This window comes from Paenibacillus sp. EKM212P (genome assembly GCF_011066115.1).
GTDB lineage: Bacteria > Bacillota > Bacilli > Paenibacillales > Paenibacillaceae > Paenibacillus > Paenibacillus polymyxa_B.
Map to the genome: position 1 here is coordinate 502,780 of NZ_JAAMNR010000004.1, position 25,252 is coordinate 528,031.

The window sequence follows — 25,252 nt, forward strand, 5'->3', positions numbered from 1 at the left end:
TACACTTTTGGGTAAAAAGGATACTCACTGAAATCCACGTTTGAAAAAAAATAGTTAAAAGTTAAAATAGTAAGGGTGAAGATCGCTACAAGAAGAGAGGAATTACAATAACATGATTATCAAACCAAGAACACGTGGCTTTATCTGCACCACTGCTCATCCGGTGGGCTGTGCCCAACATGTTCAGGAGCAAATTGACTATGTACAGGCTCGTCCTGCTATCCAGGGACCGCGTAATGTACTTGTGATCGGGGCATCTGCCGGATATGGGTTGGCTTCTCGCATTACTGCTGCCTTCGGTGCGCGTGCCAATACAATTGGTGTATATCGCCCTAGTAATGCTACTGCCACACGTACAGCATCGGCAGGCTGGTACAATTCTGCTGCATTTGAAAAAGCTGCTCAGGAAGCTGGGCTTAAATCCTTAAGCGTGACAGGCGATGCCTTCTCGGATGAGGTCAAAGCCAAAACGGTGGAAGCCATTCGCGAAGAACTGGGACAAGTCGATCTGGTGGTTTACAGTGTCGCTTCAGGTCGTCGTACAAATCCTCGCACAGGCGAAACGTTTAATTCCGTGCTCAAACCTATTGGTAAGCCTTACACAAACAAGACCGTTAACTTCCACACCGGGGAAGTCAGCAGCGTGACGCTTGAACCCGCAACAGAAGAAGAAGTACAAGCAACGGTAGAGGTTATGGGTGGTGAAGACTGGAAATTGTGGATTGACGCCTTGCGTGAAGGCGGTGTATTGGCTGATACTGCAACAACCTTCTCCTTTTCGTATATTGGTTCAGATATTACGCAAGCCATCTACAGAGAAGGCAGTATCGGAAGTGCAAAGGATCATTTGGAGGAGACAGCGCATCAGCTGAACGATCAGCTGAAAGTTACAGGCGGACGCGCCTTCGTCGCAGTCACCAAAGGACTCGTTACCCAATCTAGCTCCGCTATCCCTGTCGTTCCTCTGTATATTTCTGCTTTATATAAGGTAATGAAGGAAAAAAGGCTGCATGAAGGGTGCGTAGAACAGAGCTACCGCCTGTTTGCTGAGCGTCTGTACGCACCAGAAACTCCTGTAGATGAAGAAGGACGTATTCGTATTGATGATTGGGAACTGCGCGAAGACGTACAGGCAGAGGTTGAGAAGATATGGGAGGCGCTGACGACCAACAATATCTACGAATTGTCAGATCTTGAAGGATATCGTCACGAATTTTTCCAACTGTTCGGCTTTGAGTTCGAGGGCGTAGACTATGATGCTGACATCGATCCCATCGTAAATATTCCTAACGTGCGCTAAGTCTTTTCATATCGTCATTATGTCAGAAAAACAAAAAAAGCTGTTCTCCAGCAGAGAAACATTTCGTTCTGCATGGAGGACAGCTTTTGTTTTTTAATTAAAAGGGACACTTGTGTCCGCTTTGAACTGCAAAATGAAGCAAACATTGCAATTTTAAATTTCATTTGATATTGTACCAGTAGGCATAGCAAAGTCCCTCTTCCTGACAAGAGGGTAAACACAGTTGGACAAGTCCTACCTTGACTGACCGTGATACTATTTGCTCAGCCCATCACAACCATATAAGGAGGTGTACAACATGGCAAAAGACGTTCTGTGTGAAGTCAATTCATGTACGTACTGGGCCCAAGAAAATAAATGTAGCGCTAGCTCCATTTATATCGTAAGCAACAGACCTGAAGACACTCACAAATCCGAAGAAACAGACTGCAAAACCTTCGAAGCCAAGTAAATCTTTGATTTCAAGCCTAAGCTTTATAATGAAGGAGCCCATGCCCGGGTTCCTTCTTTCTTATGATATTCTAACAAGAATGATAATTATTATCAAGTCCTTTTTCGGTACAGAAAAAATGCTATTCGCTTGTATACAATCATTTCTCTGCTACTTTATAAAGCCACGCCGAAAAGGACCCTGCTGTTCTCTCTAAAAACAAAAAAAGAAGCGTCGCTCTGAACGATTCGCTTCTTGTGCTTGACCTTTTGTAATTGTTCTTGCTTGGTCGGCTTCATTCGTATGTGCTGTGAAATCTCGCCATAATGGCCATTCGTTTTGCGGCTCTGTGCCGCACAATAGATTCCAGCGCGTTTTGCCTTGCTCAGCGCTTTTTGTGTTTGAGTACGTGCCATACGGCTTCACTCTCCTTCATTGGACTCCTTTTATCATAACATCCAATAGTCAAATCGTGAATGGTTTGTCTGACTCAAGCATTCTTCAATTCATTAAATGTCTGAAAAAATATCCGGATCGCCACTGGAGGCTGCCACAACAAAAACAATGACCAAGAAAATGATGATCAGTGTATAAATCAGTGTACCGATAATACTACATACCAGTCCAGCAATGGCCATACCTCTGCCTTGTTCGCCATGACGGTTAATTTCCTTCAGGGAAAGACTGGACAAAATAATACCCACAATTCCGATAATCAACCCGATATAGGGAATGACCACAGATAAAATCCCGAGCACCATCGAGGCAACAGCTTTACTATTCGTAGGTGGAACTACTGGGGGCGGGTTAAATGGGGCGTTATAATCGTTCGTCTCCTGAAAAGGATCGGAAGATCGAGGCTCCTTGTACAAATCACTCATCCGTTAAATTCAACTCCAATAAGTAAAATAGCAATTATATAAGTTCTAGGGTACCACAATCTTACAAATCAGGACAGTACTTATTTCAATTTTTTAAATTAGAACGTTAAAAAGAAGAAACATAGCGATATTAGCACTTTTTGAGGTAACCGGGCATACAGTATTTTACCTGTTACAGATCAATTGCGCTCCATGAGAGCATCCTGCCAAGGAGGTCGGAGCTATGTTATATCGTGCAACATCCCGCAGAAAGGGCTCGCCTCACAAACGATTAAATGCAGATACACTTAGGAAAATATCCGCTGCCATGCTGCCCTTTTACAAAGCTATTGCAACCCGACGTGCTTTTGCCGTCCAATGGTCACGAGCTGTCGTTCAGGGCAATTTGGATCGGATGAAATCCCTTCTCTGCTCAGTAGCGCCATTTGCCGCCAAACAAGGCTTAGGCACGAATGGCATTGGCTACTTTATTTCCTTTTTAGCTCAGCCACCGATGCTCTATTATACGAATGGAACGACGATTCCACCCGGGACTGTGCAGTTTACGTTTGAGCCGAGAGTTCATCGCGCCATCGCAAAAGCCGTTTTTCCACTGTATCGCGAATTGGCACGCAATCCATGTTTTGCTTCTGCCTTAGCCAAAGCAATCAACAGACAAGACCAGCGTGCAGTTCATGTCATGATCCGTAGTTTGATTCCATCCTCTGCGCTGAAATCCGTACAAATTGAGGATGATGGCTTTGCCTTGCTTTTTAAGTATCCCTTTAGCAAGTATCCGTATCGCAATCTGCTCTTTCGGGAGTTCACTTAAAAAGGTCGCTACTAGCGTTCTTGCTTGAGTTTTCCAATGAGCTCTTTTCCCAGTTGTATAGCCATATCTGTCAGCACTCTGATTTCGTCCTTGGTTGCATGATCCAAATGTGCTCCGCAGCAAATGGCAAAATTGCCCGCAAACTCTTTTCGCAAGCGAACTGCAATTTCTTCGGTAATATAAAATTCCTTATGGTTTTGTAATTGCACAGTTTGAATCGGCTCGAGCCTGGCCCCTGCTGTAATCGTTCCCAAATGAGGCTGATCACCGCCTGAAATGAGTACAATGATATCTTCCCCCATAAAATAGGCATCCAGCACAAGACGGATACGTCCGCTTTCTTTTTGCAAATGAATCATATAATCCTCTCCTGCTAAAAATATTATTCAGGATTTTGCAAAATTCGATTCCAGTCGCTCCAAAGTGCAATATATAGACGAACTAGACCATTTCGATCTATATATCGTTTATTGAAAATCGCTTATTGGATTTTTGCAAAATCCTCTATTGTGAAACGATTCACTTTATAGAGTTCTACTCATTGTATCGCTTCTTGAACGGCTCGACAATTAAAAATGGCCCACAGCAGCCTCTATAAACCGTGGCTTGCTGTGGGCCTTCATTGCTATTCTAAAAGAAGCCTTCCCTTTCCTACTGGCTGTTAACGGATCGTGATCGTATGCACAGTCTTACCACTTGCGCCGTCATTATCCGTCACCGTTAGCTCTACGGTATACGTTCCAGCTGTGGTGAATTTATGCTTCACCTTGGAACCGACTGCCGTATCGCCATCGCCAAAATTCCAGCTGTAGCTGACGATTTCACCATCTACATCACGGGAAGCTTTGGCGTTAAATTGTACATTTTTGTTCTTCTTAGCTGATTCATTAGCCTGAATAATGGCTACTGGCTTTTCATTGGATGTAGGTGGATTCGGATCAGGGTTCTGTCCTCCACCATTGGTTACATACAATTTTCCCGGCGCCTCCGTCTCCACTTCATTTCCCGCTGCATCCCTTACCCGGATCACAATGACTCCGCCTTCCAGGTTCAGAGAAGATGAAGTGAAATAAGTACCTTCATAGTGGCCTGACGAAGTTTCATTTAATGGAATATCGTTGCGGCCCAAAGTGGACAGGTTGAAAGGCAGCTCCACATGGAAGGACGCCTCCAAACCGGATGCACTGTCAAAGGATACTCGTACCGACTGCCCTGGAGTAATACGCACATCCTCAGCAGGGCTAATGTTTTCAAGCTTCGGCAGAGCTGTATCTACATACACCGAGCGCGTAACGGTTGTTTCGTTTTCGGCAAGATCCTTGGCCGTCACCGTAATTTGATTTTCGCCTTCGTTGATAAGCAATCGCTTGTTAAAGCTGCCATCACTTCCAAATTCAGCGGGCTCACCGTTAATCGACAATTCGGTGAGGAACTCGTCGTACACGGTACCGATAACACTAACTACACCCGCGTTCGTACGGGCTCCTTCATCAGGAGAAGTCAGGATCAGACCCGGTTTAGTCTGATCGAGCGTCACAACTACCGTTTCGGAACGATCCGTTAATTTGCCGTATACCGCTGCTTGAACACTTAGCGGATTAGCACCTGGCTGAAGATCAACCGACAAACTGAACTGACGATCCTTCACTTTCGTTGTGCCAGCCAGCTCCTTACCGTTAAAGAGCTGAATATCGGCTCCTTCTGCCGGGGAAGTTCCTGTTACGGTAATCGACTCTTCCTGCGTATACGTAGCCTTCGTAGGAGTCGTAATCGTTGGAGCATTCACCGGATATCTGACGATAGCCCGGATCATGTAGTTCCCTTCCTCCTCAGGTGATTGGCTCCATACGCCGCTTACACCTTGCCAGCTGCGAAGTGCATTCGGGCCACTCTCATCTGTAGCAAGACCCGGCGACTGTGTGCCTACAGCAGACTGTGTATATACGATGTAGAAGTCACCTTGAACCGTCACCGGCTCTGGAAGCTGCACTGTCGTCCATTGTGTCTCATCCCTTACGGCAGTCCCGTCGAATGGACCAGCCAATAATCGTCCAGGTGCTCCTGCCGCACCGGAGGCGTCATAGATAGAATATTGGAATGCCGTTCCTCCCGGATTCGGAAAGGCAGAGTTCCAGAACAAAAGCGATGCTCCTGTCACTTGAGCCACTTCCGACTCAGGCGTCATTCTGACTGCCCATGAATTGCCTGCCGCGTTAAAGGCTCTAGCATTTTCTCCTGTCCCGTCATCGTAGGCAATGCCTCCCTGGAACCCGATAAAAGGTTTCAACGTGACATTCGCTTCCACACTACCGTTCGGAGGAGCAGTAACGGATACACTGTCACTATAATAATTCTCAGCTGAAATGGACAATGTGTATGTTCCTTCCAGCACGTCCAGCGTAAATTCTCCAGCCTCATTCGTCTCTACCGGAGCAATACGCGCATCCTCCAGCACCAACACTTTCGCTTTTTGGATCGGTTCACCGGATTGCTTGTCGGTAATGACCCCGTGAATCGTACCGTGAGGTACGGCCTGAAGACTAAAGTTTGCTCTGATGACTTTGTTATTCTCAATCGTGACTGCTTTCGTTTGAGGCACATAACCATAGGCTTCAGCCTTCAGCGTATAGTCGCCCGCTACATGGGTGAAGCTGTATTTGCCCGTGGTCTGATCCGTTTTCACCGAACGTCCGGTTTCCAATACCGTAACCGTAGCGCTGGCTGGAAGACTGTCGAGCCCGACACGTCCACTATCCACCGTTGTTTCTGCCGGCTTCACTTTCTCCTGGAATTCACTCTTTTCAGTGCTTGTAATTTTGTACAGCGGGAATTGTTCTTCCGCTTTTTCCAGCTTGATATTCGACTCAGGTACGATGTCCTTGGTCACTGTCGTAGCTGGAATGCCCAGCACACGGAAATCGTCAATGTACCAGCCGTTCTTGTTCACACTGTTATCCGATTTCAAACGGAAGCGAATTTGAATCTCATTGCCGGTGTAGCTATCCAGATTGTAATAAACTGGAGTCCACTTTTTCCCGTTCGTGTTGTGAGAGAACTTGCCCAGCTCGCTCCACGTGTCGCCATTGTTTTTGGACACTTCCACATAACCGTAATCATAGCCGGCCTCAATTTCAAACCAGTGATTGAAGGTCAGTGTTGCGTTGCGTACAGCCTGCAAATTAATTTTGGGAGAAACCAGCGAAAATTCAGCTCCGTTCTCATAATTGCTATCAAGATCGGTTGCCCACACATTGGGTCTGGACGCTGCGCTCTCTGGTCCTACTTCCTTGGGAATGCCGCGTTCCCACTCATCCTTGGTACCGGAATGAGTCCAGCCATTATCCGAGCTGCCGTCAAAATGATCGCTATACAGCGTATCCGGCACGTCTACTCTCAGAGAAGCCTCATTCGACTTGATTCCTTCATTGCCACTATAATCCTCAGCCGCCACTGCATAATGATAGGTCGCTCCACCGACCGTGATGGTATCTGTGAGTGTCAGTGCTGAGGTTGTACCGATGGAAGTATAATTTTTGCCTGATTGGGTAGAACGATACACCTTGTACTGCTTTACATCCTCATCGGAGGAAGCATTCCAGGCCAGTGTGACGTTGCCCACAGTATCTGCTTCAGCAGTCAAATTGCTCGGCGCAGCAGGTGCAACGGTGTCTGGCTCCTGAATCGACAGATCGTCAATATACCAGCCATCTTTCACAACCGTATTGTCACTCGTAAAGTTGAACAGGAGGTATACCTTTTGACCCGCGAATGCCCGCAAATCAAGATATTGTGTTTTCCAGCCATTGCTGGTGCCGGTAAACGATAATACCTGCTCAAACGCATTCTGATTGTTTGTGGTTGCTACGTACACTTTGCCGAAATCAGAATTGTTTTCAAGATCGTACCAATGCTTGAAGCTGACCAGTGCCCCTTTTGAGCTCTCGGTCAGATCAATCGGAGGGGCCATAAAATAACTGTTGGAGTTGGCCTGATATTGGCCTTCGAGATTAGTCGCGATGACCTTTGTACCCGAATGTGCGCTTTTAGGTCCGCTTGTCGGAGTTCCCCATTTCCAAACACTGCCCTGTCCACCGATATTAATACCGGCAATGTCTTTTTCGAAGTCTTGTGTGTAGCCTGGTTTTACACCTTTGGAGATTTTAACCTTGTATACTTCAGTTTCAAATCCATTATTACCATAATCATTTACACGAATATAGTATTCCAGACCAGCGCTGTCCACCAAAAAAGTCGGGATAGACGCTTGATATGTACCATCTTTGCTGTCGCCGGAGGTCCGTTCCAACGGAATATATACATAGTTTGACGTACCTGCTGTTTTGGCAAATGCCTCAACGGCTGTCACGCCGACATCATCCGTTACATGAGCAGTCAGAGGTATATCAATACCCTCGAATGCCGCTGCGGGCGGTGTATGCTCGAGAACAGGTGCTTCCAGATCGTCGCCACCCGTTACAACTTTACCAGACACGGAGCCCAGACCTTGCATGACCGAACCGACTGCATCCAGCGCATTAATGACACCATGTCCGTAGCCATTATTTGGCGAAGTAGGATATGTGCTGTCCGTGCGCGGTGTAGCTGTGTTCATCAAAATTTCCTCAAGCTGATCTACGGTAAGCGAATGATTCGCTTGCAGCAACAGAGCTGCAAGGCCCGCAACATGAGGTCCCGCCATGGAAGTACCGTTATACCCGCCTTTATAGGCGCCACCAGCGACAGATGACCGGATATTAACACCCGGTGCGGAAACTTCTGGCTTCACCTCACCATAGGGTGATGGTCCTAACAATGAGAAGCTGGCCAGATTATCATTGCTATCCGTGGCTCCAGTAGCAAAGGATTCCGGATAGTTTGCCGGATTGGCTACCGAGGCAGGTCCGCCCGGATTGGAAAGAGAGGTATTACCTGCGGAGAATTCGGGGAAGATTTGAGCATCCCGCCATGCCTGAACCACAGGCCGGAACCATTCATCAAGACCCGGTCCGCCTCCCCACGAGTTGTTCACTACATCTGGAGCAAGCTCGGGATGAAGATTCCCTTGAGCATCTTTTGGCGCAAGCAGCCATTGACCGCCATCCAGTATAATCGCATCCGTCGTTTCCGGATTAAAAATCCGAACTGCAATCCACTTCGCACCAGGAGCAACGCCTACTCGGTTCGTTCCGTTCTCCTCGGAGCCGACCATCGTGCCCATCGTATGCGTACCATGGGAATCGTCTTCCTGATCGACCGGAAGCGTCGCATGACTATGCGGATCGTACCAGCTCAGCTCGGGATTCACGACATTGCCTGCCGCGTTCAGACCCCGCCATTTGCGATGAAGGGCCGGATGTGTATAATCTACACCTGTATCCAGATTGGCAACTACGATTCCGGTTCCGTCGATTCCTTTTTCCCACACTTGTGGTGCGTTAATATGGGATATGTTCCATTCCACCGTAGATGGGTCTACAGCGTTCTTACCTGCATTGCCAGGCTTAGCCGATGTTTTGCCATCGTCCTTCTCCAGTTCTACAGCTTTCTCTACCGTTGCAGACTTCGCCGTTGCTGCTGTCGCTGTTTCAGCTGTTACAGCCGTTTTGGCATTTGCCCCCTCTGCTTGCTTGTCAACCGTCACCTTTTGCAGATAACGCGTTTCATTCGGCAAGACTTTATCGACCTCAGGCAACTGCGAAATATGATCCAGCACCTCCTTGGTGCTTGTTACAGCCAATGCATTGACAATAAAAAAGCTTTTATATTCCTTCACTCCGCCGCTCTCTGATTGCTTATCCAAATAATTTTCAAGCCCATATTGGGTTCTTGAAGCCGTTTCGCGCAGAGAACTGATCACATGGCTGCGTGCAGCCATTTTGGCAGCGGAAGGTGTTATTTTCTCAAGTGAGGCCTTTTGGAGAGCATTTTTGGAAACCTTGTTGGTGTCTACCTGTTCTTTTAATTTGACCAGATAGGTAACATAGTTATTCTCCTCAAACTGTTTGGTCAGTTTCGGGGACACCTTCGCGGTCGTGACCTTGTGCGAGGCTGATTTCAGCTCCAGCTTGGAGCCATCCGGTGTGTTATTCGCCAAAGCAGGTTGAACAAAGGAAAAGGCCATTAGCAAAGATAGTCCGATAGATAGTGGTTTCTTGAATCGTTTAGGTTTAATCAATTACTTCTCCACTCCTTTTACTAGGTTTAATGTTTCTGGAATAACCTGTACAGAGTAAGACCTCATACCTTACACATCAAACACACGGGTTGCGCAACACGATGTGGTTGGCGACCACCTCCTTCATAGAATATAGAGGCACAAAAATATTTGGTTGTTCATAGGTGGTGGTACTTCATAGGTGAGTTTACAATCCTAATAGGAAGCGATGAAATTCAGTAGAAACCAAGGAGAAAAAGCAGGAGAACTTCGAAGAAAAACATGTTATATCATTACAGTTTATATTAAAAATTGATATATAATCATATATTATGGAATAGTATAAAGTTATCAAAACAGATATACAAGTCATTTTTTTGCATTTTTCTTGAAATTCTATGACTTTTATATTCTTTTAGTGTACGAAACCCCCTTTTTGCGGCTACGTAATAGTGCATTACACGGTTAACAGTTGTATGCAATCTCTGTACGAGCCGCTCAAAGGGATTTTCGGGGGTCTTTCTTAATCCTATCTTTTGCTCTATATCTTGTTCATTGGAAGTCGCTTATGGGATTTTTGCAAACTCCTCACTTAAGTACGGAGTTCACCGCAGCAAGCGCGTCGATCAGACCGTATCCGTAACCATTATTTGGTGAAGTCCGATACTGGCTGTCAGTCAGCGGCGTCGCTGTTTTCGAAATCACATCCTCCAGTTGATCCACCGTCAATGATGGTTTGGCCTGAAGAAGCAGTGCCACCAATCCGACTGTATGCGGACCTGCCATGGAAGTACCGTTCCATCCCCCCTCATAAACTCCGCCAGGTACAGAAGAGCGAATATTTACACCAGGAGCCGAAATTTCAGGTTTCACTTCGCCATAAGGAGAAGGACCGCGCAGCGAGAAGCTGGCCAGCTTGTTGTTAACGTCGGTGGCCCCTGTGGCATAAGCCTCCGGCAAATTCGCCGGATTGGCTACAGACCCGGCTCCGCCCGGATTTGACCATGTTGTGTTCCCTGCGGAGAATTCGGGGAATATCTGAGCCGCTCTCCACGCCTGGGTAACTGGACGATACCATTCATCCAGGCCAGGTCCACCGCCCCAGGAGTTATTCACCACATCCGGTGCAAGCTCAGGGTGCTTTTTGCCGCTTTTATCTACAGGAGCAAGAATCCACTGCCCACCATCCAGCAAAATGGAGTCTGTAGTATCCGGATTAAACACTCGAACGGCAATCCATTGGGCACCGGGAGCAACACCGATCTCATTTGTACCGTTACTGTCCGAGCCAACGATCGTACCCATCGTATGTGTACCATGTCCATTTGAATCGGTTGGCAGCGATGCTCCATCAACCGCATCATACCAGCTCAGTTCTGGATTAACGACCTGACCGGAAGCGTTCAGACCACGCCATTTTCTTTTCAACGCCGGGTGAGTATATTCAACGCCTGTATCCAGATTGGCGACAACAATCCCTTTGCCGTCAATGCCTTTGGCCCAGACCTGTGGTGCTTTGATTTTAGAAATATTCCACTCGACACGGCTTGGCGTTACCGTATCCTTATACACGGATTCTTCCACTGATTTTTGTGCATTCTCTTCCGTTACAGCCGTGTCTACAGCGGCTTGATCTGCAACCGCTTGGTCAGCTGTCGGTTCCTCAACTACGGGCTGGGCATCCTTATCTATTTCTACCTTTTGCAGTTCCCGCTTTTCGTCCGGTAAAATTTTGTCGATCTCAGGAAGTGTGGCGAGATTATCCATGACCTCTTTCGTGCTGGTTACCGCAAATGCGTTCACAATAAAGTAACTCTTGTACTTTTTGACGTTTCCATTATTGACTTCCTTCTTTAAGTATTCTTCCACGGATTGTTGCGTTTTTTCTGCTGTATCCATGAGAGAGTTCACAACCGTTGTACGTACAGAAAGCTTAGCAGCAGCAGGTGAAATCTGCTCGGCAGAGGCCTTTTGGAAAGCATGCTGGGCAACCGACTCCGTATCCACCTGATCTTTTAATTTAACCAGATAGGTGACGTACTCACTGGCACTGAATTGTTGGTTCAGCTTGGCTGAAACTTTGGCGGAAATCGTCGATGCTCCTGCTGAGGTGGTTGTGCTGGAATCTCCATATACCGGAGAAATCAGAGAAAAAGCAAGAAGAGCGGTAAAACTGACCGACAGCGTCTTTTTGATATTTTTCGACTTAATCAATACTTTCCATCTCCCTTTACTTGGTTTTTTAATTCTCAAGGACAACCTTCCGGGCAGCTACGTCAAAAGCTCACAAAATAGCCTCTGGTACTCACCTCCTTTAAAAAATATAGATTCCGCCGCGGTGAAATCCATAGATCATCATTCTGAGGTGAACAACCCTTGGTGCAGACCGTAAAGAACGAGCATCGGGTAGAAACAGGTGGACAAGTTTGAAGATGATAAGTGAAAAAATGAAGAAAAAGGTAGGGTAAGAAACTAGAAGTGATCGAGGAGGTTGATATGCAAGTATTAAAATATAATATAAAACAAAATAATGATACATATGGTATCTTTTGAATCTAGTATAGTGTCATAAAATCAGATATTCAAGCATTTTTTTGAATTTTATTCCTTTTTTTCTTTAAGATGAGAAAAATCTCTTCCATTTTCGAAGCAAATGCAAGTCTTCATTGTGCACTTGGTTTCGGAGATTAGAAGAGATTTTTCGGCATTCACCAATAAATTTTATCTGCCGCTATTTACAGGTATGGGAACCGAAACGGCTCCATCTGCAAAGGAAGATTTGGTTTGCTGCGATCTGCGGCACAGACTCGTACATTCTCGGAAAGCCATTTGTCTGCATCCACAGCATTGATCCTGATTCACCAGTGCAAGGGCAGCCGTAAGAGCCTCTCCTGTATGTTCGAAAAAATGCTTTTGTCCAATCATGTCGTAGCATCCGGTTTTCTGTAGTAATGCCAGCGGTTGAGGTTGGAGTCCGGAAACAAGCACTGTTCCACCAGACTTCCGGTATTTCTGAATTAATGCGGTAAAGTTAGCTTCTCCCGTCATATCCATAAAAGGCACCTTTCCCATACGCAACAACAAAATCCCTTGCAGATGATCAGTCTGACCTCCCACACCTGAGTTTTCCAATACTGAAGCTGCACCAAAAAATAGAGGGCCTTCCACATTGTAAATAGCCACCTGTGGACAATCATGCTGATCTGTGACCATATGCGCGCCTACTTTTTCATGTTTTACAGAAGGATCAGGAAGTACCTTGTCTACTGAAAGTGTACTGCTCATCCGTTTAACAAACAATACAACCGCTAGAATCAGACCTACCTCTACAGCCGTTGTCAGAGTTGTAAAAACCGTCAGCAAAAAGGTAACAACCAGCACGATAGAATCCGCTGTCCGTGTTTTGAGAATGTGCGCAAAATGCTTGCGCTCACTCATATTCCAGGCTACTACCATCAGCACCGGAGCCATACTGGCCAACGGAATGTTAGATGCATAAGGTGCAAAAAGCACCAGAATGAGGAGCACCACGAACCCATGTACAATGCCTGACATAGGAGAAACAGCACCGCTACGGATATTTGTGGCAGTGCGGGCAATTGCACCTGTCGCAGGAATACCGCCGAACAGCGGTGTCAGCAAATTAGCAATCCCTTGCCCAACCAGTTCACGATTGCTGCTATGCCGGGCTCCCGTCATACCGTCAGCTACCACCGCTGAAAGCAGAGATTCAATAGCTCCCAGCATTGCAATAACAAGTGCTGGCGGCAAGAGTTTCACGATCAAATCCCACGTCACCGCAGGAATATGTAGCTCAGGCAAAGATGCTGGAATTGCGCCATACGCAGAGCCAATCGTAGCCACCTGCCCTGGAAAAAGTAAAGCTGCCACCAGCGTTGACAAGAGTAGGCCAACCAGTGAGCCAGGTATCTTGGGCCATTTTTTAGGCACCAAAATAAGCGCGGCAAGACAGATACAAGCCGTCAGAATACTATACACATTTAGTGAAGGAAGTCGATGAATGAGCTCTGCCATGGAAGGCAGAAAAGTTTCATGCCTCTCTACCCCGCGCAAGCCGAGAAAGTTAGCAATCTGACCGCTGAATATCGTTACAGCAATCCCTGCCGTAAAGCCAATCGTTACTGGTTTGGGAATAAACTTGATCAATGCCCCCAGCCTGAGTACACCCATTAAAATGAGCATAATGCCCGCCATAAAACCGGCTATGAGTAAGTTCTCATAACCGTATTGCATGACAATAGCCAGCAAAATCGGAATAAACGCGCCTGTAGGTCCTCCAATCTGGAATTTGGACCCTCCCAGCAGCGAAACCAAAATTCCCGCAACAATGGTCGTATACAGCCCATACTCCGGCTTTACTCCTGAAGCAATGGCAAACGCCATACCGAGCGGAATCGCCACAATCGCTACAATACTTCCGGAAATGAGATCCTTTCGCAAAGCCCCTGCGTTATAGCCTTCGAACCTTCCTATCCACTTCATTCCTATAACCCTTCTTTTCTGTAATAGCATTACTTCTCGTTACGTATACCTTCCAGCAACGAGATAGCTTCGACCAAATGATTGTCAAAAATCCGCCGCGCGACCGCAAGCAGCTCAGTCAAAAGCGGATCACGTAGTGAATACACGACCGATGTACCTTCCTTAAAGCTGTTCACCAAATTTTTGGCCCGTAAAACGGCCAATTGCTGCGATACGGCAGAGCCTTCGGAACCGAGTGCAGTCTGCAGCTCGTTCACATTTCGTTCCCCTTCACTCAGCACCTCCAAAATACGGATGCGCAGAGGGTGAGCCAATGCTTTGAAAAAGTCGGCCTTAAATTTCTGGAGATCTCCTTCCATGCCTGCTCCGTCCCCCTCACAGATTTGTTCTATAAACGATCAACAATATCTGAATATTTGAATATTTAGTACAATAACAGCTTCGGGCCAATTGAACTATGATGTTACTCACACTTCACCATGAGTAAAGTCACATTTTCCCACACTTCTAACTTTCAGGGGTTGACAGCTTCCACAGGTTTCCATTAACATAGCAATTAACTTTAAGAAAAGGGGGCCGACAGACATGACCGAGCTTTACATGATAACGACAGACAGGCAGCATGATACAACCACATATTTGAGTTTTCGTCTCATCGGCCCCGTTCGGGCGACATGATGGGTGATATCACGCTGTCTGACGGCGTGATTAGCCAGGCTTTTTTATTTTTTTATGCTATTGGAAGAACAGGTTATTTTACGTATTTATGATGTGTTGATCATAAAATGTAATGACACTTTCGGTGCAGGAAGCCGTAGACGACAAGTCTGCGGCTTTTTTTGTTTTTTAATCTTTTATGCAATTATTTATGAATTTACTTGAAGAAGGGAACTCCCCATTTATATGAATATACAACATACAACCGACTCGTCCTTGCATGAAGGACCATACAGCCATCTGATGAAGCTTCCGGCAGGTGATCTATCCGTATATGCTTCTCAGCAACTTTTCTCCTCACTAGATTACAAGGTGTTCGAGATGGCTAATAACAATTTACAAATTCCAGGTATCCGCTATATGGGGTACACACCAGATGTACATGTAGGCGTCGGAACCTGCATCGGTACGACTGCTGTATGGGGAATGGAGGACGGCTATGTATCTCCTTCCATCGTCGGCAGTGATATTGGCTGCGGCATGCGCGTACACCTGACCAATCTGCACAAGGATGCTTTGAAGGAAACCAAGCTGCGCCGTAAGCTGGTCAAAACCATCGACAAATACTTGCCCATGGAAGCCCACCAGCGCGGGCATTATTCGGATATCCGACTGGAGCATATTGTACGCAAAGGTCTACACGGCTTACCCAACAAATATATTCCGGACAGCTACACTCCTAAGAAATCCACCTCACTCACCCATGTAGAGCACAGTAAGTTCTCATTTGACGAGGAGGTGCTGAATCTTGTCGAAGATCGTACATGGCATCGGGCCCACCGACAGCTCGGCACGCTGGGTGGAGGCAATCACTTCGTCGAAATCCAGGCGATTGAAATCGCGGAGGAAAACCGCGAAACAGCTGAAGCTTGGGGGATGTTCGACGGTCAGGTGGCTGTGATGATTCATTCGGGATCACGGGCTTGGGGTGGAGCAGTCAGCCAGGCCAGTTCATCTGCCATTGCCAAGGTAATGAGCCGTCTCGGGCTCGGTACCTCCGATCCAAGACTGGTATTCGCACCGCTGGATCATCCCGAGGCTGCACATTATGTCGATATGATGTATTCGGCGCTGAATTATGCTGTGGTGAACCGACATCTCATCGCATACTCCGTGCGTGAAGCCTTTCGCGATGTCTTTGGTACAAAGTGCGAGTTGCGTACTTTGTACGATCTAATGCACAATTATGCTTGGGAGGAATCCCATCCGGATCACGGGAGCGTGTTTGTGCATCGTAAAGGTGCTACGCGTGCTCTTCCAGCAGGACACCCCGACAATCCGCGGCCTTATCAGGCGACAGGGCATCCGGCTCTGATCCCCGGCTCTATGGGGACAGCCTCTTATATTATGGTAGGTTTACTGGGCGGTCAGGATAACTTCCACTCCATTTGCCATGGAGCAGGCCGTATTCGTTCGCGTTCTGCGACCAAACGACTCGTCAGTGTGGACGATTTTGCAGGAGCCCTGGGTGTAGGGACAGACGACGAAATTGTGGTCAATCAGGCATCACTGGAAAGTATTATCGACGAATCTCCGCAAGCCTACAAAAATGTAGATGATATTATCGAAAGTGTCACCGGGGCAGGACTCGCAGCAGTTGTAGCCAAATGCAAGCCGCTAGCCGCCCTGAAAGGAGCCAAATAATTTGAGTATAGACATCCCAGCTATTTACGAATTTGATGAACGTACAGATGGACGCATTACCGGTTATGCCGCTTATGCCCGTCTGATCGACGGTATCAGTGAAGCACTCTATAACCGCTACGGCGTAAAATACGTGCTGTATGCCAGCGATGATCCCAATATTGAGTATTGGGATCTGCTGGAGGAGGACATTCGTTCAGGTAGCCCCGATCTGGAGCATGTGGCACGGGTCTTCGATCGTTTGGAGGAACGCACCATCCAGTATGACGATGACGGGCCGACTCCTGAATACGGCGTGCATCTGTCGATGCGTAATAATGTATTCGCCTATCCCAAGTGGGGCATCGCGCTGGCGCGAGTTCCCTTTTTCCGTGAGAATGGCGTGTACAATGAAGATTACGTATTTGCGATAGGCGACCAGGAGCTGCAAGGCTTCCTCGCGGGAGTACGCGGTCGTGAACGTAAGCAGAATATGAAGCGTGTCACCGTTTTTACCGACACAAGCCGTGGACTTTCTCGGCAGGCAGAGCCGATAACCCGCGCAATTACGCGAGATGACGTGATTTTAAAAGCGGAAATCAAACGGGATATTTTCCGATCACTTGATCAGTTTTTTGAAGCGGATCGTACCTTCTATCAGACTTATAACATTCCTTACAAGCGCGGCATTCTGCTATACGGCCATCCGGGCAACGGTAAAACAACACTTGTAAAATCAATTGCCAGCAGTGTACCGGGTCCGGCAGCCTACTGGCAAATTACGGAGTATACAACCAGTGAATCGGTCAAAGAGGTGTTCGAGGCGGCTACTCGCCTGGCTCCGATGGTGCTGGTCATTGAGGACATTGATTCCATGCCTCAGGAGGTGCGTTCTTTTTTCCTGAATACCCTCGACGGTGCTACATCTAAGGAGGGCATCTTCCTGATCGGAACGACTAATTATCCCGAAAAAATCGACCCGGGTCTAATGAACCGGGCAGGGCGTTTCGACCGGGCTTATGAAATCAGTTTGCCTGACGAAGCGCTGCGACTGGCGTATCTCAAGCTGCGCAACTTCCTTGTTTTCGCAGGGGAAACAGGTACGCAGAAGGCAGCAGCCATGACTGACGGGTTTTCGCTGGCACAGCTCGGAGAACTGTATGTCAGCGCTGCTCTGGAGTGGCATGAGCAAGGAAAAGCCGATATTGAGCTGATTATTAAAGGTATGCGAGGCGAGCTCGATAAGAGCCGCAAGCAGGACTGGTTGAAAAATGTGGCCGAAGGACGAGTCGGGTTCTTCTGATTTATCCTTTCATTGCCTTATCAAGAAATTTATGTTACATTGATAAACAATAAAGTATCGAAAGGGTGACCTTAAGCCAATGATCTACTAATCCTATTCCACCAAAGAAAAAAATCGTAATCTTACGAATTTTCTGGATAGGATTAGTGTAGGCTTTTGGGTATTAACGATAAGAGCATTGCTTCTTTGACGGGAGCAGTGTATCTTCTTGTTCGTATGTCTGCCTCCTATCCAGAAACCAATGGATAAGGAGGTTTTTTTGCATGAAAAGAATACTTGTAATTCTAATGATTAATATCTTCATCGTTATGGTGGGCGTGGGTTTAATTACCCCCATCCTGCCGGAACTGATCATTGAGTTTGGTGCCAGTGGGCAGGCGATCGGTTTATTGGTAGCAGCCTATGGCATAACGCAGTTCCTTCTCTCTCCCCTGACTGGACAGTTGTCTGATCGATATGGGAGAAAGGCTTTTATCCTCGTAGGTGTCATTGTTTTTGCTGTAGCTAAATTTATCTTTGCTGTTGGAGATGAGCTGTGGATGCTGTATACCTCAAGACTTCTGGAAGGAATGGCAGCAGCCTTGATTGTTCCTCCTATGATGGCATATGTAGCGGATATTACAACAACCGAAGAACGCGCCAAAGGGAACAGCCTGCTCGCCGCAGCCATGTCATTCGGATTTGTTATTGGACCTGGATTGGGTGGTCTTCTTGCAGGATATGGAACGAGAGTGCCGCTTTACACAGCGACAGGTGCTGCTATTGCTGCTGTTATTTTTTCAGTGTTTTGTTTGCCAGAAAGTTTATCGAAAGAGCAAATGAAAGCAGCGCGGGCAAGAATGATTCAGAAGAAATCTATTTATAAACAATACGCGAGATCGTTGAAGTCAAAATATACGATGCTCTTTGTACTTGTCCTGGTGATGACCTTTGGACTCGCTAACTTTGAATCTGTTCTTGGTTTATATGTAACGAACCGTTTTCAATTTTCAGCGCAAAATATTGCTGTCATTCTGACCGTAGGTGCTGTGATCGGAGTCAGTATGCAAGCATTAGTTGTTGCTAAGATAATCAATAAGTTTGGTGAAAAAAGGGTGATCAAAGGATCGCTTCTTTTCACCTCAGTTGCTTATATCTTATTTCTCTTCGCCAAAGATTTTTGGAGTATCTTCCTTGTCACTTCCCTTATTTTCTTTGCCACCGCTATGCTCCGTCCAGCTCTTAATACACAATTATCGAAGATGGCGGGGAATGAGCAAGGATATGTAGCTGGTATGAATAATGCCTATATGAGTGTTGGGAATATTTTAGGGCCCACTCTGGCGGGATTTTTATTTGATGCAAATCTGTTCGCTCCATTTATAGCAGGCTGTTGTATTCTGTTGATTACTTTTTTGCTTACATTAAAAATGAAATAAAAGAGGACAACTGATGAGCAAAAGGCAGCTACGGGTGCGAGGCTTTATTTTTGAAATGCCCGGCTGTAGCTGCCTTTTATTCAGCCTAAACGCTTATTTTAATAAATACTGTAGTTCCCTTTATTCGACTTCCCCGCTCAGACGATTCAAAAACTGAATAGCCCGTGGACTGGTGGGCTGCTCCAGAACCTCATGCGGCGTACCCTGCTCAACGATTATGCCCTGATCCATCAAAATCACATGGTCCGCGACCTCGGCTGCAAACTTCATTTCATGGGTAACAATGACCATCGTCATCCCTTCGGTAGCTAGCTGCTTTATAACCTTGAGCACTTCGCCTACCAACTCGGGGTCAAGCGCGGAGGTCGGCTCGTCGAACAATAGTACCTCAGGTTCGACCGCCATTGCCCGGGCAATACCGACACGTTGCTGCTGTCCTCCCGACAACTGATGCGGATAGGATTCCGCTTTATCAGCCAACCCCACTTTTTTAAGCAATTCCAATGCACGTTTGCGCGCCTCGTCCTTGCTCTTTTTCTGAACCGTGACTTGTCCCTCCATCACATTTTGTACTGCTGTCATATGCGGGAAGAGGTTGTAGGATTGAAATACCATCCCTGTCCGCTTGCGCAGTGCCAAAATGTTTTCTTGCCGGAGCTTCGTTCCTTTCGCAAAATTCAGTGCAATATCCCCTACTTGGATCTCTCCTTGGTCAGGAACCTCCAGCAAATTCAAACAGCGTAAAAGCGTTGTTTTACCAGAACCGGAAGGACCGATGATAACAAGCACTTTCCCCTTACCCAATGTCACGTCAACACCCTTAAGCACTTCCAGCGAGCCGAACGATTTGTGTATATTCCGAATTTGGATCACCGGTACAATCTCCTTTATCTGACGGAAAAACGGCCTAGTCGCTTCTCCAGGTAATTTTGCAGCACAGTCAAAATGGTGCTAAATAGCAGGTAAATAACCCCCGCCTCGGTATACACCAATAGCGGTTCGTATGTGGTAGCTACAATCTGGTTAGCCGTTCTGAACATTTCCACATAGGTGATGGTCGCAGCCAGTGAGGTATCCTTCACCAAGCTGATGAATGAATTAGCCAACGGAGGTACGGACACACGGGATGCTTGCGGGAGCACGATACGACGCAATACTTGCCAGCGCGTCATCCCCAGGGAGTACCCCGCCTCCCATTGGCCTTCCTGAATGGATATGATAGCCGCACGCATAATTTCAGAGCTATAAGCCCCTACGCTGAGGGTAAAGCCGATCACTGAAGCAATAAACGGGTCCAGTGTAATACCTACGGAAGGTAAACCATAGAAAATAATATACAATTGCACCAGCAAAGGAGTTCCTCGAATCACCCATACATAGAAGCCGAAAATCAGCTTGAGTATTCTCCATTTGGACAGCCGGGCCAACGCTGTAATCAGCGCAAGCACGAGTCCAAGAGCAAAGGAGATAAGCGTGAGCGGAATCGTAAAAGAAACCCCTGCTTTTAGCAGAGGCAATAATGAATCCATAATGATTTGTATTTGGCGATCATCCATTGTACAGACATCCTTTGAAAAGATAGGTTTGAGAAGATTCGGTTCGACTTGGCGAACGTTGGGTCTTCATTTATTATTTGGATACGTCGGCTCCAAAATATTTTTCGGAAATTTTCAGGTACGTACCGTCAGCCTTCATATCAGCCAGCGCTTTGTTTACTTCCTTGATCAAATCTTCGCTGCCTTTATTGAATACAGCTGCGCTGTGTGAAGCATCTGAAGATTCGTCTACCTTTTTGATGGGTGCATCAGGCTTTTGTTTTTTCAGATCGAGATAGGATAATCCATCATTGACGGTCGCATCCACTCGTTTGGAAGTGAGGAGGTCAATGGCTTGGTTGAATCCCTCTGTTGCCACAATTTCCGCACCGTTGCTTTTCGCGATTTGAGTCAGGTTGCTGGTCAGGGATTGCCCGGACTTTTTCCCTTTTAGATCAGCAAATTTCTGGATGTCCGTATTATCTTCGCTCACGATCAGCACGGCCTTGGAGACAATGTACGGATCGGAGAAATCATATTTTTGTTTGCGCTCATCTGTAATGGACACTTCATTGAATACCGTGTCAAACCGCTTGGAGTTCAACCCTGCAAATATGCCGTCCCATTGCGTCTCGATAAACTCCGGTTGTACCCCCAGACGTTTACTCACTTCGGTCGCAATATCGACATCGAAGCCTGTCAGTTTACCAGCAGCATCATGGTAGGTAAACGGAGCATAGGTGCCTTCCGTGCCAATTCTTAGCTTGCCGCTTGCTTTTACAGATTCAAGAGTAGCTGTAGCAGTGGTATCTGCTTTTCCATTATTAGATCCGTTTTCTCCGGTAGATGCATTATTGGTACTGGCGCCTTTATCGTTGTTACCGCAGGCCGAAACCAGCAATGCCATCACGATGAGTACAATCGGCAAAAAACTAAATTTTTTCATGGTATCCACACTCTTTCCCTTTTTCTTGATAACCTAGCACGCGGCTGGTCATTGAATAGTACATCATTCATTTTTACGCGTCAATGCTTTTATCCAATAATCCCTATGCAAAAGGTAAGTTATATATCTTTGCAGCCTAAAGTTATTCTAGGTTGACTCTTTCATTGGCAGGCTATTCATTACAACTCCCCTCACAGCAACTTTTTCTGTACCCTTACGTTAGAGATTTCGTATAATAGGTTTTAATATGCAGTTTAGAAATATACCGGAGTGTGATCATGGATACCCAAAATTCAACCTTATCCTCTACATCACCTGAAGGAAGTCACTCGGCCTGGGCTACCTTCACTTCACCTTTAAAACAATCCAAAGCGTTCACCTTGTTGTGGCTTGGACATTGGATCGCAATGTTGGGGAGCTCAGTCACCACAGTCATTTTGCCACTGGTTATCTATTCCCTAACAGGCTCGACTACTATCATGGGACTGGCGATGACTGTTTATATGCTGCCTAACGTACTTATTCTGCCTTTCGCAGGCATGATCGTGGACAGAATTGACCGAATTCGTCTCCTTCTGTTTACGAATATCGCCCGGTTTGGACTGATGTTCATTGCGGCGGTGCTGATGTTTACAGACGGGATGAAATTGCCGGTTCTATTCGTTGGCCTAGCGTTGTACGGATTGATGGACGGCATCTTTAATCCTGCTTATTCTGCCTTACGCGCACAGGTGTTCACACCGGACATACGTAATGCAGCTAACGCGCTTAGTCAGATCAGTATACAAGCAGTCCGTCTACTTGGCCCTCCGTTAGGAGGCTTCATTGTATCTTTTTCCTCACCGGGTGTCGGCTTTGGACTGGATTCCATCGCTTATCTGATATCTTTTGCCTGTTTTTGGATGCTGAGCGCTCATTTGGCCTCCATCATCGGCAAAGGTCAGGTAGATCCAGAACAGCAAGATCAGGGTGGACAGCATTTTCTCAAGGATTTTATCGCAGGCTTTATCATTCTCAAAAGCCACCCCTGGCTATGGATTACGATTCTTGCCTTTTCCTTCATTAATATTTGTTATTCAGGCATTATCGCTGTACTCATTCCGTGGCTGTTCAAGGTTCATCATGGCTACAATCCAGTCGTATACGGCATTGCGATGGCAAGTAGCGGCATTGGCGCCATGCTGGGGGCCTTTGTGTATGGATCACGCAAACATTGGAAGCATCGCGGTCTGCTCGCATACTTAGGAGCTTTTGTCAGCGGCCTTGCTTTACTACTGTTGTCTGTAGTCACTTGGATGCCAGGACTGATTATGAGCATGATGCTCGAAGGATTTGGCATTATGATATTTGCGATTATCTGGGAGACAAGCCTTCAGGAATTAGTCCCAGCCGAGTCTTTTGGACGTGTAGCTAGTCTGGATCTAATGTTTTCCTTTGCCCTGCTCCCTGTCGGCTATCTGGCCGTAGGTGCTGTAGCGGATAAGCTTGGTGGTATGTTCACAATTGGCATGTTTGCAACCATCGGCATGTGTATCGTGCTCGGCGTTCTAAGTGTTCCTCATATCAGGCGTTTTCAATAGGAAAAATTCGTCACTTTTCCTCAAAAAAAGCTGCTCCCACAGGTTCTTTTTCGAACCTTGCGGAAGCAGCTTCTTTCCATTTTTAGCCTTGTGCCCCAAAGGGGCTAGTCTATTCATTGATTCGTAAAGTTAGCCTCTACTTCGTCCAACGGAACGGAAGATCAAGCTTACAATCACGACCAGCACAATCGCACCAATTAATGCAGGAACGATGTAGAACGATCCGATTTCAGGACCCCAGTTTCCCAGAATCAAGCTACCCAACCATGCGCCGATAAAACCAGCGATGATGTTACCGATCACGCCACCCGGAACATCACGACCTGCAATAATTCCTGCCAACCAACCAATAATACCACCAACAATCAATGCCCATAACCAACTCATTTTGCGTCACCTCGTTTAAGTTTTTATCGTTGTGTTCTATTATTAACCACTCGAACTCCTTTTGAACACACAAAAGACGATTGGTTAATATTACCACAGAACAGAACACTGATTTAGGGACTTGATACCATCTTACGTGCCTCTACGACTATTTATACCCCTTGTGTGAAAAGTGTGTCTAATATGCGTTCATCCTTGTATTCCTGCTTTTTTTGTGCCATCCTCACATTATGGCTTCATTAATGTCACTTCATGCATAAGTTACAAAAATAACAGATTTTAAGGAGTGACCCCAACTGGAGTGTCGAGTAGGATGTGCCGCGTGCTGTATTGCCATTACGATTTCTTCCCCTATTCCCGGCATGCCAGATGGAAAACCAGCTGGTGTTCCTTGCCCTCAGCTCACTTCCGATTACCGTTGCCGATTGTTTGGCAAACCTGAGCGCCCAGTTGTATGCAGTGGATTCCATGCTGATGAGGATACGTGTGGAAGCACTAATGAAAGAGCATTTGAACTGCTGAGAGAGCTGGAGGAGTCAACTTTACCGGGTAAAGCTTAAGGAGAAGTTCATTCTATATGAAGGAGAATTTTAATTATGAATGTTATTGAAAAAAGAATTGCCGAATTAAAGCAATATCGGCCCGATCTTACCGCCCCGAAGGATATCGATTTATTCTGGGCCAAAACATTGGAAGAAGTACACACCAAACCTGTACGTGCGTTCAAAGCTCCCGTAGAAACACCTTATCCTCATATCCTTGCCTACCGGGTTACTTTTGAGGGTGTCGATGATACGCCTCTGCATGCCTGGTATGTACGCCCCCGATTTGCCGGAGATCAAAAGCTGCCGTGTATCGTTCTGTTTCATGGCTATACAGGCGGAAAAGGCTATCCTGAAGATTATTCCTCTTGGCTCATGCTTGGCTTTGCTGTATTGGCAGTAGATGTACGTGGTCAGGGAGGAGAAACGGGAGACCGTCTGGGTGATCCTCACGGTACGGTTAAAGGCTGGGTAACGAAAGGAATATTGGACAAGGATACCTGCTACTACAAAACGATTACAACCGATGCCCTTAGAGCCGTAGATTGGGTAGCGGAGCAGTCGGATGTTGATTCGGCTAAAATCGCAATCAGTGGCGCCAGTCAGGGCGGCGGACTTTCATTAATGGTGGCTGCGCTCAGCGATAAAGCTGCCATTACGGTCGCGGATATCCCCAATATGTGTCATATGGATTTTGGTATGATGAATTCTACCAGTTCACTGACGGAAGCAGCTGAATTCGTCAACCGATTTCCGGAGCATTTGGAGCAGGTACTACATACATTAAGTTATTTTGACGTGATGAATCTGGCTCATCGCATTCGTATCCCGATCATGGTATCGGTAGGGTTCAAGGATACGGTGTGTATGCCAGAGACGATTTTCGCCGCTTATAACCGTATTGAATCACCGAAAACGATTGAAATTTATCCGTTTACCGGACATTGGGTTGAAGGCTTTCAAAGACGCAAAACGGCAGAATTTTTAGTTCAGCATTTTTCATAATTCCTCCGGTGCACAAAAAAAGAACACCACGCATCAAACTGCGTAATGTTCTTTTCTACTGCATCGGGACCAGTCCCGCTTACGTCCGACAGACTCTCGACAACTCACACGAAACAA

At 46.6% G+C, this 25,252-nt stretch carries 20 protein-coding genes; 9 read left to right on the forward strand and 11 right to left on the reverse strand.

What is annotated here, in order from left to right; genetic code table 11:
• Nucleotides 1-112 precede the first annotated feature (112 nt).
• Nucleotides 113-1,300 (forward strand): enoyl-ACP reductase FabV, encoded by a 1,188-nt coding sequence (gene fabV / locus G9G54_RS14900; RefSeq protein ID WP_165178649.1) that lies wholly within the window; start codon nt 113-115, stop codon nt 1,298-1,300.
• Nucleotides 1,301-1,598: 298 nt separating this feature from the next.
• Nucleotides 1,599-1,751: a DUF1540 domain-containing protein gene (locus tag G9G54_RS14905; protein WP_013311427.1), complete on the forward strand. Its 153-nt coding sequence runs from the start codon at nt 1,599-1,601 to the stop codon at nt 1,749-1,751.
• Between the two features lie 155 nt (nt 1,752-1,906).
• Here the strand turns inward: G9G54_RS14905 and G9G54_RS14910 are convergent, their stop codons facing one another.
• Nucleotides 1,907-2,146, reverse strand: coding sequence for a hypothetical protein (locus G9G54_RS14910; RefSeq protein WP_165178650.1), 240 nt, complete (start codon nt 2,144-2,146; stop codon nt 1,907-1,909).
• Between the two features lie 93 nt (nt 2,147-2,239).
• Complete coding sequence (locus tag G9G54_RS14915) at nt 2,240-2,611, reverse strand: DUF4190 domain-containing protein (protein ID WP_165178651.1); 372 nt, start codon at nt 2,609-2,611, stop codon at nt 2,240-2,242.
• 223 nt (nt 2,612-2,834) lie between these two features.
• On the opposite strand from G9G54_RS14915, the gene G9G54_RS14920 reads away from it, so the two are divergent.
• Entirely contained in the window at nt 2,835-3,422 is a 588-nt protein-coding gene (locus tag G9G54_RS14920; RefSeq protein ID WP_069080313.1) for a hypothetical protein, read from the forward strand.
• 11 nt (nt 3,423-3,433) lie between these two features.
• Here G9G54_RS14920 and lpdD read toward each other — a convergent pair whose 3' ends face one another.
• The 5 genes from lpdD to G9G54_RS14945 all read right to left on the reverse strand — a co-directional run bounded on the left by lpdD (nt 3,434) and on the right by G9G54_RS14945 (nt 14,438).
• A complete protein-coding gene (gene lpdD, locus G9G54_RS14925; RefSeq protein ID WP_165178652.1) occupies nt 3,434-3,781 on the reverse strand; it encodes a prenylated flavin chaperone LpdD in 348 nt (115 codons plus the stop codon).
• Between the two features lie 302 nt (nt 3,782-4,083).
• A complete protein-coding gene (locus G9G54_RS14930) occupies nt 4,084-9,597 on the reverse strand; it encodes a S8 family serine peptidase (RefSeq protein ID WP_165178653.1) in 5,514 nt (1,837 codons plus the stop codon).
• A gap of 567 nt (nt 9,598-10,164) precedes the next feature.
• On the reverse strand, nt 10,165-11,790 hold the full coding sequence (locus G9G54_RS14935) for a S8 family serine peptidase (RefSeq protein ID WP_165178654.1): 1,626 nt from the start codon (nt 11,788-11,790) through the stop codon (nt 10,165-10,167).
• Between the two features lie 507 nt (nt 11,791-12,297).
• Nucleotides 12,298-14,079, reverse strand: a complete 1,782-nt coding sequence (locus tag G9G54_RS14940; protein ID WP_165178655.1) for a SulP family inorganic anion transporter — start codon at nt 14,077-14,079, stop codon at nt 12,298-12,300.
• A 29-nt stretch (nt 14,080-14,108) separates the two neighbouring features.
• Nucleotides 14,109-14,438, reverse strand: coding sequence for an ArsR/SmtB family transcription factor (locus tag G9G54_RS14945; protein ID WP_013311437.1), 330 nt, complete (start codon nt 14,436-14,438; stop codon nt 14,109-14,111).
• A gap of 544 nt (nt 14,439-14,982) precedes the next feature.
• Here G9G54_RS14945 and G9G54_RS14950 point away from each other — a divergent pair.
• The 3 genes from G9G54_RS14950 (at nt 14,983) to G9G54_RS14960 (ending at nt 19,140) form a co-directional block, all read left to right on the forward strand.
• Nucleotides 14,983-16,440 (forward strand): RtcB family protein, encoded by a 1,458-nt coding sequence (locus G9G54_RS14950; protein ID WP_165178656.1) that lies wholly within the window; start codon nt 14,983-14,985, stop codon nt 16,438-16,440.
• 1 nt (nt 16,441) lies between these two features.
• Nucleotides 16,442-17,722, forward strand: a complete 1,281-nt coding sequence (locus G9G54_RS14955; RefSeq protein WP_165178657.1) for an AAA family ATPase — start codon at nt 16,442-16,444, stop codon at nt 17,720-17,722.
• Between the two features lie 263 nt (nt 17,723-17,985).
• Nucleotides 17,986-19,140 carry an MFS transporter gene (locus G9G54_RS14960; RefSeq protein ID WP_165178658.1) on the forward strand — a complete coding sequence of 385 codons (1,155 nt, stop codon included), beginning with the start codon at nt 17,986-17,988 and terminating at the stop codon, nt 19,138-19,140.
• A gap of 120 nt (nt 19,141-19,260) precedes the next feature.
• On the opposite strand, the gene G9G54_RS14965 is transcribed toward G9G54_RS14960, so the two are convergent.
• The 3 genes from G9G54_RS14965 to G9G54_RS14975 all read right to left on the reverse strand — a co-directional run bounded on the left by G9G54_RS14965 (nt 19,261) and on the right by G9G54_RS14975 (nt 21,621).
• Nucleotides 19,261-20,013: an amino acid ABC transporter ATP-binding protein gene (locus tag G9G54_RS14965; RefSeq protein WP_165178659.1), complete on the reverse strand. Its 753-nt coding sequence runs from the start codon at nt 20,011-20,013 to the stop codon at nt 19,261-19,263.
• Between the two features lie 14 nt (nt 20,014-20,027).
• Nucleotides 20,028-20,696 carry an amino acid ABC transporter permease gene (locus G9G54_RS14970; RefSeq protein WP_165178660.1) on the reverse strand — a complete coding sequence of 223 codons (669 nt, stop codon included), beginning with the start codon at nt 20,694-20,696 and terminating at the stop codon, nt 20,028-20,030.
• Nucleotides 20,697-20,769: 73 nt separating this feature from the next.
• Nucleotides 20,770-21,621, reverse strand: coding sequence for an amino acid ABC transporter substrate-binding protein (locus G9G54_RS14975; RefSeq protein ID WP_165178661.1), 852 nt, complete (start codon nt 21,619-21,621; stop codon nt 20,770-20,772).
• 278 nt (nt 21,622-21,899) lie between these two features.
• Between G9G54_RS14975 and G9G54_RS14980 the strand changes: the two genes are divergently transcribed.
• The gene (locus G9G54_RS14980; protein ID WP_076157581.1) at nt 21,900-23,201 is read left to right on the forward strand and encodes an MFS transporter; all 1,302 of its coding nucleotides are present in this window, start codon (nt 21,900-21,902) and stop codon (nt 23,199-23,201) included.
• Nucleotides 23,202-23,330: 129 nt separating this feature from the next.
• Here the strand turns inward: G9G54_RS14980 and G9G54_RS14985 are convergent, their stop codons facing one another.
• A complete protein-coding gene (locus G9G54_RS14985; protein WP_023989828.1) occupies nt 23,331-23,588 on the reverse strand; it encodes a GlsB/YeaQ/YmgE family stress response membrane protein in 258 nt (85 codons plus the stop codon).
• A 296-nt stretch (nt 23,589-23,884) separates the two neighbouring features.
• On the opposite strand from G9G54_RS14985, the gene G9G54_RS14990 reads away from it, so the two are divergent.
• On the forward strand, nt 23,885-24,148 hold the full coding sequence (locus G9G54_RS14990) for a YkgJ family cysteine cluster protein (RefSeq protein ID WP_013311446.1): 264 nt from the start codon (nt 23,885-23,887) through the stop codon (nt 24,146-24,148).
• Between the two features lie 36 nt (nt 24,149-24,184).
• Nucleotides 24,185-25,135 (forward strand): acetylxylan esterase, encoded by a 951-nt coding sequence (locus G9G54_RS14995; protein WP_165178662.1) that lies wholly within the window; start codon nt 24,185-24,187, stop codon nt 25,133-25,135.
• The last annotated feature ends 117 nt before the right edge of the window (nt 25,136-25,252 follow it).

Excerpts from the sequence above, each read along its gene's own strand:
- fabV (WP_165178649.1), top strand. The coding sequence starts at position 113 with ATGATTATCAAACCAAGAACACGTGGCTTTATCTGCACCACTGCTCAT.
- G9G54_RS14905 (WP_013311427.1), top strand. The coding sequence starts at position 1,599 with ATGGCAAAAGACGTTCTGTGTGAAGTCAATTCATGTACGTACTGGGCC.
- G9G54_RS14910 (WP_165178650.1), bottom strand. The coding sequence starts at position 2,146 with ATGGCACGTACTCAAACACAAAAAGCGCTGAGCAAGGCAAAACGCGCT.
- G9G54_RS14915 (WP_165178651.1), bottom strand. The coding sequence starts at position 2,611 with ATGAGTGATTTGTACAAGGAGCCTCGATCTTCCGATCCTTTTCAGGAG.
- G9G54_RS14920 (WP_069080313.1), top strand. The coding sequence starts at position 2,835 with ATGTTATATCGTGCAACATCCCGCAGAAAGGGCTCGCCTCACAAACGA.
- lpdD (WP_165178652.1), bottom strand. The coding sequence starts at position 3,781 with ATGATTCATTTGCAAAAAGAAAGCGGACGTATCCGTCTTGTGCTGGAT.
- G9G54_RS14940 (WP_165178655.1), bottom strand. The coding sequence starts at position 14,079 with ATGAAGTGGATAGGAAGGTTCGAAGGCTATAACGCAGGGGCTTTGCGA.
- G9G54_RS14945 (WP_013311437.1), bottom strand. The coding sequence starts at position 14,438 with ATGGAAGGAGATCTCCAGAAATTTAAGGCCGACTTTTTCAAAGCATTG.
- G9G54_RS14950 (WP_165178656.1), top strand. The coding sequence starts at position 14,983 with ATGAATATACAACATACAACCGACTCGTCCTTGCATGAAGGACCATAC.
- G9G54_RS14960 (WP_165178658.1), top strand. The coding sequence starts at position 17,986 with ATGAAAAGAATACTTGTAATTCTAATGATTAATATCTTCATCGTTATG.
- G9G54_RS14970 (WP_165178660.1), bottom strand. The coding sequence starts at position 20,696 with ATGGATGATCGCCAAATACAAATCATTATGGATTCATTATTGCCTCTG.
- G9G54_RS14975 (WP_165178661.1), bottom strand. The coding sequence starts at position 21,621 with ATGAAAAAATTTAGTTTTTTGCCGATTGTACTCATCGTGATGGCATTG.
- G9G54_RS14980 (WP_076157581.1), top strand. The coding sequence starts at position 21,900 with ATGGATACCCAAAATTCAACCTTATCCTCTACATCACCTGAAGGAAGT.
- G9G54_RS14985 (WP_023989828.1), bottom strand. The coding sequence starts at position 23,588 with ATGAGTTGGTTATGGGCATTGATTGTTGGTGGTATTATTGGTTGGTTG.
- G9G54_RS14995 (WP_165178662.1), top strand. The coding sequence starts at position 24,185 with ATGAATGTTATTGAAAAAAGAATTGCCGAATTAAAGCAATATCGGCCC.